This is a genomic window from Edaphobacillus lindanitolerans (assembly GCF_900156305.1).
Taxonomy (GTDB): Bacteria; Bacillota; Bacilli; order Bacillales_A; family Planococcaceae; genus Bhargavaea; species Bhargavaea lindanitolerans.
Genome location: NZ_FTPL01000002.1, coordinates 546,717 through 562,002, shown reverse-complemented (window position 1 = coordinate 562,002; position 15,286 = coordinate 546,717). Strand labels below are relative to the sequence as shown.

The 15,286-nt window shown below is 58.7% G+C and carries 15 protein-coding genes; 11 read left to right on the top strand and 4 right to left on the bottom strand.

Annotated elements, in window-relative coordinates; translation table 11 throughout:
- The first annotated feature begins 8 nt into the window (after window positions 1-8).
- From B0B07_RS08860 to B0B07_RS08850, 3 genes are read left to right on the top strand one after another with little or no spacing between them, the layout of a single operon-like run.
- Complete coding sequence (locus tag B0B07_RS08860; RefSeq protein ID WP_234982314.1) at window positions 9-545, top strand: RDD family protein; 537 nt, start codon at window positions 9-11, stop codon at window positions 543-545.
- A 28-nt stretch (window positions 546-573) separates the two neighbouring features.
- Window positions 574-1,080 (top strand): thiol peroxidase, encoded by a 507-nt coding sequence (tpx, locus tag B0B07_RS08855; protein ID WP_076758191.1) that lies wholly within the window; start codon window positions 574-576, stop codon window positions 1,078-1,080.
- 53 nt (window positions 1,081-1,133) lie between these two features.
- On the top strand, window positions 1,134-2,078 hold the full coding sequence (locus B0B07_RS08850; RefSeq protein ID WP_076758189.1) for a class I SAM-dependent methyltransferase: 945 nt from the start codon (window positions 1,134-1,136) through the stop codon (window positions 2,076-2,078).
- Between the two features lie 350 nt (window positions 2,079-2,428).
- Here B0B07_RS08850 and B0B07_RS08845 read toward each other — a convergent pair whose 3' ends face one another.
- The gene (locus B0B07_RS08845; protein WP_076758187.1) at window positions 2,429-2,896 is read right to left on the bottom strand and encodes a universal stress protein; all 468 of its coding nucleotides are present in this window, start codon (window positions 2,894-2,896) and stop codon (window positions 2,429-2,431) included.
- A 218-nt stretch (window positions 2,897-3,114) separates the two neighbouring features.
- Here B0B07_RS08845 and ald point away from each other — a divergent pair, with 218 nt between their 5' ends.
- Window positions 3,115-4,230, top strand: a complete 1,116-nt coding sequence (gene ald, locus B0B07_RS08840) for an alanine dehydrogenase (RefSeq protein WP_076758185.1) — start codon at window positions 3,115-3,117, stop codon at window positions 4,228-4,230.
- Window positions 4,231-4,294: 64 nt separating this feature from the next.
- On the opposite strand, the gene B0B07_RS08835 is transcribed toward ald, so the two are convergent.
- Window positions 4,295-5,389, bottom strand: a complete 1,095-nt coding sequence (locus tag B0B07_RS08835; protein WP_076758449.1) for a M24 family metallopeptidase — start codon at window positions 5,387-5,389, stop codon at window positions 4,295-4,297.
- Between the two features lie 110 nt (window positions 5,390-5,499).
- On the opposite strand from B0B07_RS08835, the gene B0B07_RS08830 reads away from it, so the two are divergent.
- Window positions 5,500-6,183 carry a metal-dependent hydrolase gene (locus B0B07_RS08830; RefSeq protein ID WP_076758182.1) on the top strand — a complete coding sequence of 228 codons (684 nt, stop codon included), beginning with the start codon at window positions 5,500-5,502 and terminating at the stop codon, window positions 6,181-6,183.
- A gap of 151 nt (window positions 6,184-6,334) precedes the next feature.
- Here the strand turns inward: B0B07_RS08830 and B0B07_RS08825 are convergent, their stop codons facing one another.
- Window positions 6,335-6,730, bottom strand: coding sequence for a VOC family protein (locus B0B07_RS08825; RefSeq protein WP_076758180.1), 396 nt, complete (start codon window positions 6,728-6,730; stop codon window positions 6,335-6,337).
- A gap of 219 nt (window positions 6,731-6,949) precedes the next feature.
- Between B0B07_RS08825 and B0B07_RS08820 the strand changes: the two genes are divergently transcribed.
- The gene (locus B0B07_RS08820) at window positions 6,950-8,257 is read left to right on the top strand and encodes a DRTGG domain-containing protein (protein WP_076758178.1); all 1,308 of its coding nucleotides are present in this window, start codon (window positions 6,950-6,952) and stop codon (window positions 8,255-8,257) included.
- 24 nt (window positions 8,258-8,281) lie between these two features.
- On the opposite strand, the gene B0B07_RS08815 is transcribed toward B0B07_RS08820, so the two are convergent.
- A complete protein-coding gene (locus B0B07_RS08815; protein WP_076758176.1) occupies window positions 8,282-8,593 on the bottom strand; it encodes a YtpI family protein in 312 nt (103 codons plus the stop codon).
- A 92-nt stretch (window positions 8,594-8,685) separates the two neighbouring features.
- On the opposite strand from B0B07_RS08815, the gene B0B07_RS08810 reads away from it, so the two are divergent.
- The 5 genes from B0B07_RS08810 (at window position 8,686) to B0B07_RS08790 (ending at window position 15,277) form a co-directional block, all read left to right on the top strand.
- The gene (locus B0B07_RS08810; RefSeq protein ID WP_076758174.1) at window positions 8,686-9,624 is read left to right on the top strand and encodes a DHH family phosphoesterase; all 939 of its coding nucleotides are present in this window, start codon (window positions 8,686-8,688) and stop codon (window positions 9,622-9,624) included.
- 16 nt (window positions 9,625-9,640) lie between these two features.
- Window positions 9,641-12,697, top strand: coding sequence for a DNA polymerase III subunit alpha (locus B0B07_RS08805; protein ID WP_076758172.1), 3,057 nt, complete (start codon window positions 9,641-9,643; stop codon window positions 12,695-12,697).
- Between the two features lie 112 nt (window positions 12,698-12,809).
- Window positions 12,810-13,460, top strand: coding sequence for a FadR/GntR family transcriptional regulator (locus B0B07_RS08800; protein WP_076758170.1), 651 nt, complete (start codon window positions 12,810-12,812; stop codon window positions 13,458-13,460).
- Window position 13,461: 1 nt separating this feature from the next.
- Window positions 13,462-14,322, top strand: coding sequence for an acetyl-CoA carboxylase, carboxyltransferase subunit beta (gene accD / locus B0B07_RS08795; RefSeq protein ID WP_076758168.1), 861 nt, complete (start codon window positions 13,462-13,464; stop codon window positions 14,320-14,322).
- 1 nt (window position 14,323) lies between these two features.
- Window positions 14,324-15,277: an acetyl-CoA carboxylase carboxyltransferase subunit alpha gene (locus B0B07_RS08790; RefSeq protein ID WP_076758166.1), complete on the top strand. Its 954-nt coding sequence runs from the start codon at window positions 14,324-14,326 to the stop codon at window positions 15,275-15,277.
- Window positions 15,278-15,286 lie beyond the last annotated feature (9 nt).

Below are 15,286 nucleotides of genomic sequence, written 5' to 3'. Positions count from 1 at the left end.
GGATGAAGATGCGGGAATCCCAAATGACAGAAGGGATGCCGGCCGGCGGGACGATTGCCGTCCCGGCATACGCAGGGTTCTGGATCCGGTTCTGGTCTTATCTGATCGACCTCATCGTCCTCGGATCGGTCAGCATGCTGGTGATCCGTCCCCTATCACGGCTTGGCGGGCTCGAGATCGCGCCTGACGGGATCTTTGCGCCGTACAATATTGCCACGGCGGCTGTCTTCTTCCTCTACTTTGTCCTGATGACGAAGTTCTTCGGCCAGACCGTCGGCAAGATGGTGACGGGCATCCGCGTCGTCCGCAATGACGGCGGGCCGCTTGACTGGGGGACGATCGTGTTCAGGGAACTGATCGGCCGTTTTTTGTCGAAGACATTGCCGATCCTGTACTGGATCGTCGGCTTCACGCCGAAAAAAGAAGCGCTCCATGATTTCATCGCGGATACGCTGGTGATCCATGAGGAGCGGTATGTGATGGCGCCGGCGGGAATGCGGACCGAAGGGGAGGCTTCCCGATTGCAAGACGGGCCGGCCGTTTAGTACACTTGGTTGAAAAGGAGGCGTTCCCATGGTACAAGTGACATTCAAGCAAAACCCGGTGACCCTGCTCGGTACAGAAGTGAAGGTCGGCGATCAGGCACCCGATTTCACGGTGCTGACCAATGACCTCAGCCCATATACGCTCAAAGAGACCGAAGGCAAGGTTCGCCTCATCAGCGTCATCCCGTCGATTGACACGGGGGTCTGCTCCACGCAGACAAGACGGTTCAATGAAGCGGTGACGGAGCTCGGCGACGATGTGGCCGTCCTTACCATCTCGGCAGATCTGCCGTTTGCACAGGCACGCTGGAAGGCGACCGAGGGGCTTGATCAGGCGATTGCACTTTCGGATCACCGAGACCTGTCGTTCGGCCTCGGTTACGGAACGGTCATGAAAGAATTGCGCCTCCTGGCGAGAAGCGTGTTTGTCATCGACAAAGGCGGAAAAGTGACGTATGTCGAATATGTACCGGAAGGCACCGACCATCCGGACTATGACAAGGCGATTGAGGCAGTCAAAGAACTGACGAAGTAATTACATCCGGAAACCCACTCGGGCGAGTGGGTTTCTCTGTTTGGAGGATGAACATGGAAACGAACACCGAACTGCTTTTCTCTTTCCTCGACGGGCATTCGGCCCGGATCTCGGAAAAGGAAGAACTGCTTTACCTGGAGGCGCTGTTTGAAACCTTGAAGGCGTGGGCGGAAGGCACAATCTCTCCGGAAGCGGAGGAAGCGACGAAGGAAGAAGTGCGCAAGGCGATCCAGCTTGCCGTCCTGAAGGGCATGAAGGCGAATGCCCAGCCCCATCACCAGATGACCCCGGATTCCATCGGCCTGCTTGCGGGCTATCTGGCCGACCGGCTGTCGAAGGGAAGCCGGTATGTGACGCTGTTCGACCCGGCCGCCGGAACGGGGAACCTGCTGTTCACCGTCATGAATTACATGGACGGGCGGACCGCCGCATCCGCTGTCGAGATCGATGACCTGCTCATCCGGATTTCGGCAGTGACGGCGGACCTGCTCGCACAGCCGGTGACCCTTTACCACCAGGATGCGCTGCGTCCGCTCATGGTCGACCCGGTCGACGTCGTCATCTCCGACCTGCCCGTCGGCTACTACCCGGATGATGAGAATGCAGCAGGCTTCAAATTGAAGGCGGACGAAGGCCATTCGTACGCACATCATCTGTTCATCGAGCAGTCGATGCGCCATCTGAAGAAAGGCGGTCACGGGATCTTCATCGTGCCGGCCAATCTGTTCGAATCCCAGTTTGCGACGCAGCTTCATACATTCCTGAAAGAGGAAGCGCAGATCGTGGCAGTCCTCGCTCTTCCGCCGGGCCTGTTCAAAAGCCAGGCGCACGCAAAGAGCGTGCTCGTCCTGAAGAAGCCGGACCTGGCAGGCGGGCCAAAGCCGGAAGTGCTTCTGGCGAATGCGCCGGACATGACGAACATCCGTGCACTGGAGAGCTTCTTCGCAAAGGTGGACGCCTGGGCGGAGGAGAACGGCTACAAGACGGACAGCAATTGAGCATCCGGCATCCGTCTGCTTTACGCGGCCGTTGAAAAAGTCTAATAGAGCCAACACCGCCGTTCCGGCGTGTTGGCTCTTTTTGTTTCCGCTGCGGGGAGGGGGTTATCGGGTGTATGTTAAGAATAACGGCCTGTAGGTTAAGAAAGAAGGGCTGTATGTTAAGAAAGATGCTGTCTAAGTTAAGAAAGACGCCCTCAAAGTAAAGAAAGACGCCCTCTAAGTAAAGAAAGGCCCACACTTCTCTCTGCAGAGAAGGGAGGCCGGCCCCCACGCTCAAAAAGGCGAGATTGCGTCCCGGTCGGGGGCAATCTCGCCTCTTCTTTTTCAGCGGCCGGATGAGGGAGCGGTCACTCTTCGGTCGCCGCGATTTCCTTTTCTTCGGTGCGGACGACGAGGACGTCACACTTGGCGCTCCGGACGATCGTCTCGGAGATGCTGCCGATCAGGAAGCGTTCGACCGCATTCAGGCCGGTCGCCCCGCAGATGATCAGGTCGGCTTCGACTTTCTTGGAAACGTCCCGCGGGATCATCGTCTTCGGCGAGCCGTATTCCACGATGATGTTGACGTCTTTGACGCCGGCCTGCTCGGCTTCCGTTCTGTAGTCCGAAAGCAGCTGCTGGGCAAAGCCCTGGGCACGTTCCGCGATGGACCGGTCATAAGCCTCCACGGCAGCAAAAGAACGGGTGTCGATGATGTTTACGAGATTCAGGGTTGCGCTGTTCCTCTTGGCGATGCCGATCGACTTCTTGAATGCCCATTCCGCTTCTTTCGAGCCGTCGACGGCGACGAGGATATGCTTGTAGTTGAGTGTCATCTGCTTTCCCTCCTTCTGGATCTTACTTACTTTATTCGACGGCGGCAGTGCCGATTCCTCCGGGAAGCCAGGCTGTTTCTGTCGATTCTGTGTCGGTATTTCATATTTGAAATGCTTTCAACATTCGGCAAACGTGATAGAATGGAAGAGCAAAAGCAGAGGACGGGCTTCCGTCCGGCTGGTGAGCGACAATGGGATTATTGTAGGAGGGTTTAGGAATGCGCATCGGTGTACCAAAGGAAGTCAAGAACAATGAAAATCGCGTGGCCATGACGCCGGCCGGCGTCGTCACGCTCGAATTGGCCGGCCATGAAGTTCTGATCGAGAAGGGAGCCGGCGAAGGTTCCGGATTCACCGACGCCGACTACCGGGAAGCGGGGGCAGTCATCGTCGAAACGGCAGAAGAGGCCTGGGCTGCCGAGATGGTCATGAAGGTGAAGGAGCCGGTCCGGGAGGAATACCGTTATTTCCGCGAAGGACTCATCCTGTTCACCTACCTGCATCTGGCACCTGAAGAGGAATTGACGGCTGCGCTGCTTGAAAATAAAGTGGTCGGCATCGCCTATGAAACCGTCCAGCTGCCGAACCGCTCGCTGCCGCTCCTCTCGCCGATGAGCGAGGTCGCGGGCCGCATGGCGACGCAGATCGGCGCCCAGTTCCTTCAGCGCACGAACGGCGGCAAGGGGATCCTCCTTGCCGGCGTCCCGGGCGTCAGCCGCGGCAAGGTCGCCGTCATCGGCGGCGGCATGGCCGGTGCGAACGCTGCTCGCGTCGCCGTCGGCATGGGCGCGCAGGTGACGGTCATCGACCTGAGCCCGGAACGTCTCCGCCAGCTCGACGACCAGTACGGGAACGACATCCAGACGCTCATGTCCAACCCGTTCAACATCGCGGAGGCCGTGAAGGACGCCGACCTCGTCATCGGTGCGGTGCTGATTCCGGGCGCGAAGGCGCCGAAGCTCGTCACCGAAGAGATGGTGAAGTCGATGCAGCCGGGCTCCGTGCTCGTCGACATCGCGATCGACCAGGGCGGCATCTTCGAGACGAGCGACCGGATCACGACGCACGACGACCCGACGTACGAAAAGCACGGCGTCGTCCACTACGCGGTCGCCAACATGCCGGGCGCCGTTCCGCGCACATCGACGATGGCGCTCACGAACGTGACAGTGCCGTACGCGCTCCAGATCGCGAACAAAGGCTGGAAACAGGCCGCACTCGACAATGAAGCATTGCGCAAAGGCTTCAATACGCTCGGGGGCCATGTAACGTACAAAGCCGTTGCCGATGATCAGGGCCGTGAATATGTCCCGGTCGATTCGCTGCTGAACTGAATGTGAACAACAAAGGAGCCGTCCGGCATTATGCCGGACGGCTCCTTGTCATTTCTTATTTCATTCAGCCGATGATCTGCAGTTCTTTCGGGAACTTCGTGAGCACTTCCACACCATCTGCCGTTACAACCACATCGTCTTCGATCCGGACCCCGGTCACGTCGGGATGGTAGATACCCGGTTCAATCGTGAAGACCATGCCTTCCTGGAGTTCGATTTCATTTGCGCCGTGGATCGACGGGAATTCATGGACGGAGATGCCGAGACCATGGCCGAGACGGTGCGTGAAGTATTGGCCGTAGCCCGCTTCCGTGATGACGTCGCGTGCGGTTTTGTCGAGGTCCATTGCACGGATGCCCGGCTTCACTGCATCGACGGCCGCCTGTTCGGCGCGGCGCACGGTTTCATAGATCTCGCGCTGCTTGTCCGTCGGCTCCCCGAATGAAACGGTGCGGGTGATGTCGGAGCAGTATCCTTCCCACACAACGCCGAGGTCGAACAGGACAAAGTCGCCCTTCTGGATCTTTCGGGTACCCGGATTTCCGTGAGGGGAAGCCGTCTTCGGCCCGCTCAGCACCATCGTATCGAACGACATGTGCGAAACGCCTTTTTTCTTCATTTCAAACTCAATCGCCATGAGGATCTCCAGCTCGGTTTTGCCTTCGGCGATTTCCCGGCAGCCGACTTCGACCGCGTAGTCCGCGAGCTCGGCGGCCTTGCGCAATTTTTCCAGCTCGTCTTCGCCTTTGATGTTGCGCATTGCATTGAGCTTGTCGTCCAGTCCGGTGAACGAGGCTTCCGGGTACAGCGTGGACAGCCGTTCGAACCGCTCGACGTTCATGTGGACTTTCTCGACGGCAATGGACGCTGGATGGACATCGCGTTCCTTGACGGCATTTGCAACGATCTCCCATGCATCGTCGGTGTCTTCATGTCCGATGACGCCGCCGGTCCAGCCGGCCGCCTTGACGTCAGGCACTTCCATTTTCGGGGCAATGATGAATGGTTCTGCGTCTTTGAACACGGCAACGGCGAGCAGCCGCTCGTGCGGGTCGCTCATGAAACCGGACAGGTAAAAAACATTATCCGGCGTTGTAATGAAAGCCGCGTCGATTCCGTTCTCCTTCAGGTAATTCGTCACTTCGTTCAGTTTGTCCAAATCATCCACCAGCCTTTCTGATTCCTTCTCATCATAGCAAAAAAGAAGGAATCCGTGCACAGCTGTCGAATCAGGGAACCGAGCGAGAAACACGGAAAGGAGTTTTTTTCATGTATGTATCCTATCACGGCCACTCGGTCGTAAAGATCCGGACAGAGAACCATACGATCCTCATCGATCCGTTCATCACGGGCAACGGGCTCACGGACCTGAAAGCGGAGGAAGAGAATCCCGACGCCATCCTGCTGACCCACGGACACGGCGACCATGTCGGAGACACGGTGGAACTGGCGAAGCGGAGCGGTGCCCTCGTCGTCGCCCCGAACGAGCTCGCGGTCTGGCTGTCCTGGCAGGGGATCGAAACCCACCCGATGCATATCGGGGGCTCCTTCGAGTTCGACTTCGGACGCGTGAAATTCACCCAGGCGTTCCACGGCTCCTCCTTCATCAAGGAGGACGAACAGGAGATCATCTATACCGGAATGCCGGCGGGCGTCCTGTTCATGGCGGAAGGAAAGACGGTCTACCATGTCGGGGACACGGCGCTGTTCTCGGACATGGAGCTGATCGGCAAGCGCCATCCGGCCGACATCGCCTTCGTTCCGATCGGTGACAACTTCACGATGGGCCCGGAAGACGCCGCCTATGCAGTCGGTCTCATCAGGCCGAAGATCGCGGTGCCCGTTCACTATGACACCTTCCCGCCGATCAAGCAGGACCCCGGGCAGTTCAAACAGCTCGTCGAAGGCACGGACGTGCGGATCCTGAAAGCCGGAGAGGGCATTCAACTCTGAGCAGCCCGGAACGGAATAAAACAAAAACCCCGGAATTCACTGCCGGGGCGGCATATGAATCAGGTCCGGACGTCATCTGTCCGGACCTGATTTTGTGTTTGTTCCGGCTTTCGGCATTTGACAGGAAGCCATCAGCTTATAACTCAAATGGTTATTGTCCCGGATGAAGGATGTTGCAGGCGCTCAGCCAATTGCCGGAAGGATCTTTAAATCCAAAACCGCCGGATTCTCCTTGTAAATTCAAAGGACCCACTTCCACCTGTTTTCCTTTCAGCCACTCATGTAATTCCTTTAGGGAAGGAGTATAAAAGTCGATTACGCTATGAACGATCCCGGTATCCGTGTTTTTGAATGATAACCCCTTAATTTCTTCAGTTTCAACGAGGAAAATCGTGGGGACCCCTTTTGAATGCATCGTAAGCATCGCATTTTTTTCTCCCTGGAAGTGGAGTTCGGCGCCCAGGATATCGGTATAAAAACTGATGGATTCCTCTAAATTTGCAACAGGGATCTCCAATGTTGCAACATGTGAAATGAGATGAGTCATGGCTGCCTCCTGTGTTTTATTTGTTCATCATATGATTCTTCACTCTATTAGGGGCATCCTCTAATATTTAATAAGCATTCGAATTAAAAATAGTCCTTGTTCTTCATTCAAAAGACCGGCAACTCCGTCCCCGCCATATCTAAATAGGCCAATAAGATGAGCTTTCCGTCTTCTATGGTAAAATGGAGTCAGAATTCGGTTTTGGGAAAAGGTGAAGATGTGGCGACTAAACATGAGATGATTCTCCGTTTCATCGAGGGGCTGCCGGTCGGCGACAAAATATCCGTCCGCCGGATTGCCCGGGAGATGGAAGTCAGCGAGGGGACGGCCTACAGGGCCATCAAGGAAGCGGAAAACCGGAAACTCGTCAATACGATCGAACGGGTCGGCACAATCCGGATTGAGCAGAAGAAGAAAGAGAACATCGAGCGGCTCACATTTGCCGAGGTGGTGAATATTGTCGACGGCCAGGTGCTCGGCGGCCGGAACGGGCTGCATAAGACCCTGACGAAGTTCGTTATCGGAGCGATGCAGATGGAGGATATGCTGCGCTATACCGATCCGGGAAGCCTCCTCATCGTAGGGAACCGGCTGAAAGTGCACAACAACGGGCTCCGGGCCGGTGCGGCCGTGCTGATCACGGGCGGTTTTGAAGCATCAGAGGAAGTGAAGCGGCTTGCCGATGAGGTGGAGCTCCCGGTCATTTCAACGAGCTATGACACGTTCACGGTCGCGACGATGATCAACCGGGCGATCTATGACCAGCTGATCGAGAAGGAGATCCTTCTCGTGGAGGACATCGTCGTCCCGGTCGACGTGACGGCGACTCTCGACGTCCAGGACCATGTCTCGGATTTCCATGCGAGCAACCGCACGACCTCCCACGGGGCCTTTCCGGTCACGACGAAGAACGGCCGGCTCGCCGGCATCGTCACCGCAAAAGACGTGATCGGGATGGACGGAAGCGTCCCGATCGAGCGCGTCATGACGCCGAGGCCGATTTCGGCCAACATGAAGATGAGCGTGGCGTCTGCCGCGCACCGGATGATCTGGGAAGGGATCGACCTGATGCCGGTCGTTTCCTCCGGCGAGATCCTGCGAGGGGTGATCAGCCGGCAGGATGTGCTGAAAGCCATCCAGGTGGCACAGCGGCAGCCCCATCAAGGTGAAACGATCGAAGATCTTGTCCGGTCGCAGATGGAGGACAGCCGGGACGGGGAGTCGTCGTTCACGTTCACGGTGACACCGAGGATGACGAATTCGCTCGGATCACTGTCCCACGGGGCGTTGACGATCATGCTGTCGGAATCCGCCGATCATCTGCTGAAGAAGCGGAAGCGCGGGGAGAGCGTCGTCGAGAACATGACGGTCTACTTCATGAAGCATGTGCAGCTCGGCAGCGAAATCCGGGTGGAGCCGGAACTGCTCGATACGAGCCGGCATTTCGTGAAGATGGATTTTACCGTTTATTCGGGGGAGTCCATTGTCGGCAAAGCGATGATGATGTTCCAGGTGTTTGAACGATAAAAAAAGCGATGCACGGAATGTGCATCACTTTTTATTCAGCCGCCGTTCCTCTTCGAGGAAACCGGCGTAATGCCGGCGGGCTTTCAGGTTGAAAACGAGTACATACAGTCCGAACAGGATGAAGATGGCCGTAACGATGTACGTGACGGTGCCCCTGAACAGGAACAGCTGGTTGGCGCCGAACGACACGAGCAGGGCGCCGAGCGCAGCCGATGCGCTGCTTGAGTAGTACTGCCGTTCCGCCGTCAGCGTCGTGCGGAACTGCTTCGTTTTAAAGTAAAGATACGCGATCGCCGAGAAGACGATCAGGGCGATCAGGGCGATATTCAAGATCATGTAATCCCTCCGTTGCAAGCAAAACTGTCCTTATTGTATATCGTATCCGGCCGTAAAGCGAATGGAAATCATCGATTCTGGAGGAAAACCGCATGAAGCGACAAATCATCGACATGATTGAACAATACGAAACAATCATCATCCATCGGCATGTGCGTCCGGATCCCGATGCATACGGATCCCAGCTGGGCCTGAAGGAGATCATCCGGTCGAACTACCCGGGGAAATCCGTTTTTGCGGCCGGTACGCCCGATCCGTCGCTCGACTATCTCGGTGGTCCGGATGAACTGCCTGCCGGCATCTATGACGGAGCGCTCGTGATTGTGACCGACACGGCCAACACGGAACGGATCGACGGGGACCGGTATGCCGAGGGGGCCGCGCTCCTGAAAATCGATCATCATCCCGACGACGACCGGTACGGCGATCTGCGGTGGGTGATCTCCGGCAAGAGCTCGACGAGCGAGATGATCTACGACCTGTTCCGGGAAGGGGCGGAAAGCCGCGGCTGGCGCATGGATGCAGCGGCTGCGCGCCTCCTGTTCGCCGGAATCGTCGGTGATACCGGCCGGTTCGTTTATCCGGCCACGACGGCGGATACGTTCCGGGCAGCAGCGGATCTCATCACCCGGGATTTTGACCGGACCGTACTGTATGATGCGATGTTCGAAATGGATGCCCCGCTGCTGAAGCTGAACGGATATATCTATCAGAATCTCGACATCGACGAAAACGGCGCTGCCGTCGTCACGATCACGGCGGACATCATGGAGCGTTTCGGGCTGACGCCGCAGGATACGGCAAAGCTCGTGAGCGCACCGGGGATCGTCAAAGGCATCCGGGCCTGGCTATTCAAGGTGGAAGAGCCGGACCAGATCCGGCTCCGCTTCCGATCCAAGGGTCCGGTCGTCAACACGCTGGCCAAGCAGTTTGGCGGGGGCGGGCATGCGATGGCCGCCGGTGCCTCCGCGAAGGACTGGGAAGAGGCGGAACGGGCGGCGCGCGCACTCCGCGATCTTTGCCGCCGATAAAACGGGAGGTGGGATCATGGCACTCGGATATGGACAAATCATGACTTCGGACGATCCGCTCCAGAGCCTGATCCGGACAGGACGGCTTCCGGGAGCGCTGAAAGAACGCGGGGCCGCGGCCGCCGCCATCGTCAACACCCGGCTGTACGGCGTCCTGCCATTCGCTAAAGCCTTGACGGAAACAGGGATCCATCCGGTGATCGGCCTGTCCGTCGAGATCGAGACTACCGCCGGCGTCCTGCCGGCATTCATCTATGCAAAAGACGACCAGGGCTACAGGAACCTGCTCAAGATCTCAAGCGCCCAGTCCGTGAGGGAGCGGGAAGGCCTGCCGCTCCAATGGCTGAAAGGCTACCGGGACGGATGCCTGGTGATGGCAGATCCCGCAGCCATGGGCGAAGGAGACCCGGCGGAGGCATTGGGCCGGGTGCTGGAGGCCGCGGGGGAAGGCAGGCTCGTCATGGGCATTTCCCGCCGCGGCGGGCAGCAGCATCCTGCCGAAGATGATTTTGTCCGGTTTGCGGAAACCGCCGGACTGCCGGTCTGCGCTGTGGCCGTCGCCCGCTATGAGCGGCAGGAAGAAGCATTTGCTTTCAGGGTCGCCCGCCTCATTGCGGAAGGCAGCAAGCTGGCGGAAGCGGGGGAGGGGGAGGATCCCGATGCCTGCCTGCTATCACCGCATCAGCTGGCGGAGCGCTTCGGCGACCGGCCCGACTGGGTGGAAGCGGCGGCGGAAATCCTTCTTTCATGCGCCAAGACGGTGCCGGAGCCCGAGCGCCTGATGCCGGCTTTCCCGCTGGACGAAGGGGAAAGTGCAGACGGACGGCTGAGGACCGATTGCCTGGCGGGGCTGGAGCGCCGACTCGGAGAGACCGGGCCGGCCTATGCAGACCGTCTGGACCACGAACTGGGCGTCATTGCCCGGATGGGGTATTCGGATTACTTCCTGATCGTGGCGGACTTCATCGCATTCGCAAGCTCGAAGGGGATCCTGACGGGGCCGGGCCGCGGTTCTTCCGCGGGGTCCCTTGTCGCGTTTGCACTGGGCATCACGGACGTCGACCCGCTTGCATACGGACTGATCTTTGAACGGTTTCTGAACCCCGAACGGGTGACGATGCCGGATATCGACGTCGACTTCGCCGACCACCGCCGCCACGAAGTCATCGACTACGTCGCCCGCAAATACGGCGAGGAGCATGTGGCCCAGATCATCACATTCGGAACGCTCTCGGCAAAGGCAGCCGCCCGGAGCACGGCGCGGATTTTCGGATTCTCTGAGGAGGAACAGCGGGAGATTTCCAGGATGATTCCCGGCCGGCCGGGCGTTTCCCTGAAGGAGGCGGCAGCGGAGGGCTCGCCGCTCGCCCGGTGGGTGGGGGAAGAGCCGGTCCGGCTTCGCTGGATGCAGACGGCGCTGGCCGTAGAAGGCATTCCGAGGAACGTGTCGACCCACGCGGCCGGGGTGGTCCTGTCCCCGGTTCCTCTCGTCGAGGCGGTTCCGGTCGAGGCCGGATCCGACGGAGGCGTCTGGCTTACTCAGTGGCCGATGAAGGAAGTCGAGGAACGGGGCCTGCTGAAGATGGACTTTCTCGGACTCCGCAACCTCACCCTCCTTGAGCGGATCCGGGCGATGATCCTCCATGACCGGAAAGAGTTTCTGGATTTCGAACGGATTCCGCTAGATGATCCGGCCGCGATCCGGCTGTTCCAGGAAGGGGACATGACCGGCATCTTCCAGTTCGAATCCGACGGAATGCGGGATACGCTCCGGCGGATCAGGCCCGGCACTTTCCGGGACATCTACGCGATCAACGCGCTTTATCGTCCGGGGCCGATGGACAACATCCCCGTCTTCGAGCGGAGGATGCACGGGCGGGAGCCGATCCCGTCCATCCACCCGTCCATCGACCCGGTGCTCCGGGAGACCTACGGCATCATCGTCTACCAGGAGCAGATCATGCAGATCGCGGTGCGGATGGCCGGCTTCTCGATGGGAGAAGCCGATATCCTCCGCCGGGCCGTGAGCAAGAAAAAGAGAAGCGTGCTCGAACAGGAACGGAACCATTTCGTCGAGGGGGCAACCGGCCTCGGACACAGCCGGGATACCGCCCTCCGGGTTTACGACTATATCGTCAAATTCGCGGACTACGGATTTCCGAAAAGCCACGCGGTCGCCTATTCGCTCATTTCATTCCGCCTTGCCTGGCTGAAAGCGAATGAGCCCGCCTATTTCTATGCGGCCCTGATCTCCCAGGCATCGGGGGATCCGGATCGCGCTTCGAGAATCATCCAGGAGGCCAGGCGGAAAGGCCTGTCCATCCTGGCTCCGTCCGTTCTGAAAAGCGGATATGCCTGCCGTGTGGAAGGCGGGGCGATCCGCCTCGGGCTTTCTTCGGTGAAGGGGGTGCCGGCACCGTTCATCCGCAAGCTGCTCGACGTCCGGAAGAATTCGGGAAGATGGGCAGACCTGTTCGAGATGGCGGTTGCCCTGTCCGCGCGGAATTTCACCCGCGGTGCCGTCGAGCCGCTCGCCAAGGCGGGGGCCCTCGATGAATTCCATCCGGACCGCGCGGTGCTGCTGGCCTCGATCGGAGCGGCGGAAACGTACGCGGAGCTGGTCAGGCCGGACGAGGAGGACGACCTGTTCGGCGGCGATCCTGCCACATTCGGACGGCAGAAATATTCGAAGGCAGGGGAACTGCCCGAACCGCTCAGGCTCCAGTACGAACGGGAAGTGCTCGGATTCTATCTGTCCGAGCATCCCGCGTCCGGCCTCAAGCAAAAAAGGCCGGGCGAATTCACCGACCTAGGCTTGGTTGACGGGACGGCCTCCCGCCTCACCGTTGCAGGGATCATCCTTGAGATCAAGCGCATCCGCACGAAAAAAGGCGAGGCGATGGCGTTCCTCACGCTGCAGGACGACACCGGGGAACTGCCCTGCACACTTTTCCCGAAAGAGTACACGAAGTTCAACCGTCTGCTGAATGAAGGGTCGGGCCTGATCGCCTCCGGCCAGGCGGAGCGGAGAAACGGCAAAATCCAGATGATCATCAAAGAAATCCAGGAGTGAAACTGTACAGGGAACTGTACAGTTTTTTCTTTACTCATTATTTTCGTTGCGTTATGCTTATTCAATGAGTGGCCAGACCACTTTCAAATTAATGGAACGAAGGAGCGCGACGATGGAGGAAGCAAAACCGTCCCGGAAGATGTTTCTTGAAATTGTGCAGGAATTGCAGTCGCTGATCCGGAATGAGAATATCCGGACGGGTGAAAAGCTGCCATCGGAACGCGTCCTCGCCGAAAGGCTCGGCGCCGGCCGTTCCACGGTCCGTGAAGCGCTGAGGAGCCTGGAGCTTCTCGGGCTGATCGAGACGCGAAGAGGGGAAGGGACGTTCCTGTCGGACTACCGGCAGCACCAGCTTGTGGACGTGCTTGCGGCGTTCATCATGCAGGAGCCGAAGTCGCTGGAGGACGTCCGGATCACCATGCAGATCCATGAACGGGATGCTGCCTTGAGGGCGGCATCCGAACCTGGGATCCGCGCGCTTCCGCTTTGGGACAGCCTTTGGGCTGCAGTCTCTTCCGGCTTGCCCGTCAGGCGGGAAGACATCATCCGTGAAGTTCTCGTGGCTGCCGGAAACCGGCTGTCATTGAAAATCTGGTATCTATTGAATGCATATGCAAAAACACCTTATGCGGGAGATGCGGGCCCGGCAGAACGGCCCGTTCTCCAGGACATGATCAAAGCCATCAAAGACGGCGACGGCATCCGGACGGCAAATGCCTATGACCGCTGGGCCGCCATGGTGAGCGAACAGAGGGGGAATTGACATGGCGATCATCCGAGAGATGTTCAAAAAGAACAAGAAACGGTATATGACAGTTCCTTCCGATGCGTCAAGAGACGTTCCGGAAGGGATCATGACGAAGTGTCCGGAATGTAAAAAAATCATCCTGACAAAGGATCTGATGAAAAGCAACAAAGTGTGCCCCCATTGCGACCATCACATGAAGATGACCGCCTGGGAACGGGTGGATTGCCTGTTTGATGAAGAGACGTTCAAACCGATGGACGAGGAGCTGAAAACGTCGAACCCGCTGAACTTCCCTTCCTATGAAGAGAAGGTGAAGGCCGATTCTGAAAAAACGGGCCTGAATGAAGCGGTCCTGACAGGGATCGGGGAGATCGGGGGCCGGCGTACGGCCGTGGCCATCATGGACGCCCATTTCCGCATGGGTTCGATGGGATCGGTTGTAGGGGAGAAAATCACGCGTGCCGTCGAAAAGGCGACGCAGGAAGGGATCCCGTTCATCATCTTCACCGCGAGCGGCGGGGCACGGATGCAGGAAGGCGTGTTGTCGCTCATGCAGATGGCCAAGACGAGCGTCGCCCTTTCCCGGCATTCGGAACAAGGTCTCCTTTATATATCCGTGATGACCCATCCGACGACAGGAGGGGTTTCCGCGAGCTTCGCTTCCGTCGGCGACATCAATCTCGCCGAGCCGAAGGCGCTCATCGGATTCGCCGGCCGGCGGGTCATCGAGCAGACGGTGCGGGAAAAGCTGCCGGAAGATTTCCAGACGGCCGAATTCCTGCTTGAACACGGCCAGCTGGACGCGGTCGTCCACCGCAGCGACATGAAGGACGTCCTGTCCACGCTCATCCGACTACATGGAAAGGAGGACCGGTGAGATGGTGAAACCACTGCCTTTTGAAGAGCCGGTCATCCGGCTGAGAGAGAAGATCGACGAACTGAAGGGCATCACCGATGAAGCCCATGTCGACATGAGCGGCGAAATCACGCAGCTCGAGGAACGTCTGGCCAGGCTGGAGAAGGATGTGTACGGGAACATGGAACCGTGGGACCGTGTCCAGGTCGCCCGTCATCCGGAGCGTCCGACGACGCTTGATTACATCGGGCATCTGTTCAACGACTTCATCGAACTGCACGGAGACCGCAACTACGGGGATGACGCGGCGATCGTCGGCGGCATCGCAGAGTTCGACGGAACCCCCGTCACCGTGATCGGACACCAGCGCGGGAAAGACACGAAGGAGAATATCCGACGCAACTTCGGCATGCCGCACCCCGAAGGCTACCGGAAAGCGCTCCGGCTCATGAAGCAGGCCGAAAAATTCGGCCGGCCGATCGTTTGCTTCATTGATACGAAAGGGGCTTATCCGGGAAAGGCCGCCGAAGAGCGGGGCCAGAGCGAAGCGATCGCCCGCAATCTTGTGGAGATGGCCGGATTGACCGTTCCCGTGATCAGCATCGTGATCGGCGAAGGCGGAAGCGGCGGGGCGCTCGGCCTCGGCGTGGCCAACCGGATCTACATGCTCGAGAACTCGACCTATTCCGTCATTTCCCCTGAAGGGGCGGCTTCGATCCTCTGGAAGGATGCTGCGCTTGCCAAGCAGGCTGCCGAAGCGATGAAGATCACTGCCGGTGACCTGAAAGAGATGGACATCATCGACGGCGTGATCCCGGAAGTCATGGGCGGTGCCCACCGGGACGCGGAGCAGCAGTCCGGCGAGATCCGCGAAACGCTGCGCACTGCGCTGGCCGCCCTGGGGTCCATGCCGGCGGACGGCCTGGTGCAGGACCGGTATGAGAAGTTCCGCAAAATCGGCGTCTACAGCGAATAACCGAAAGGG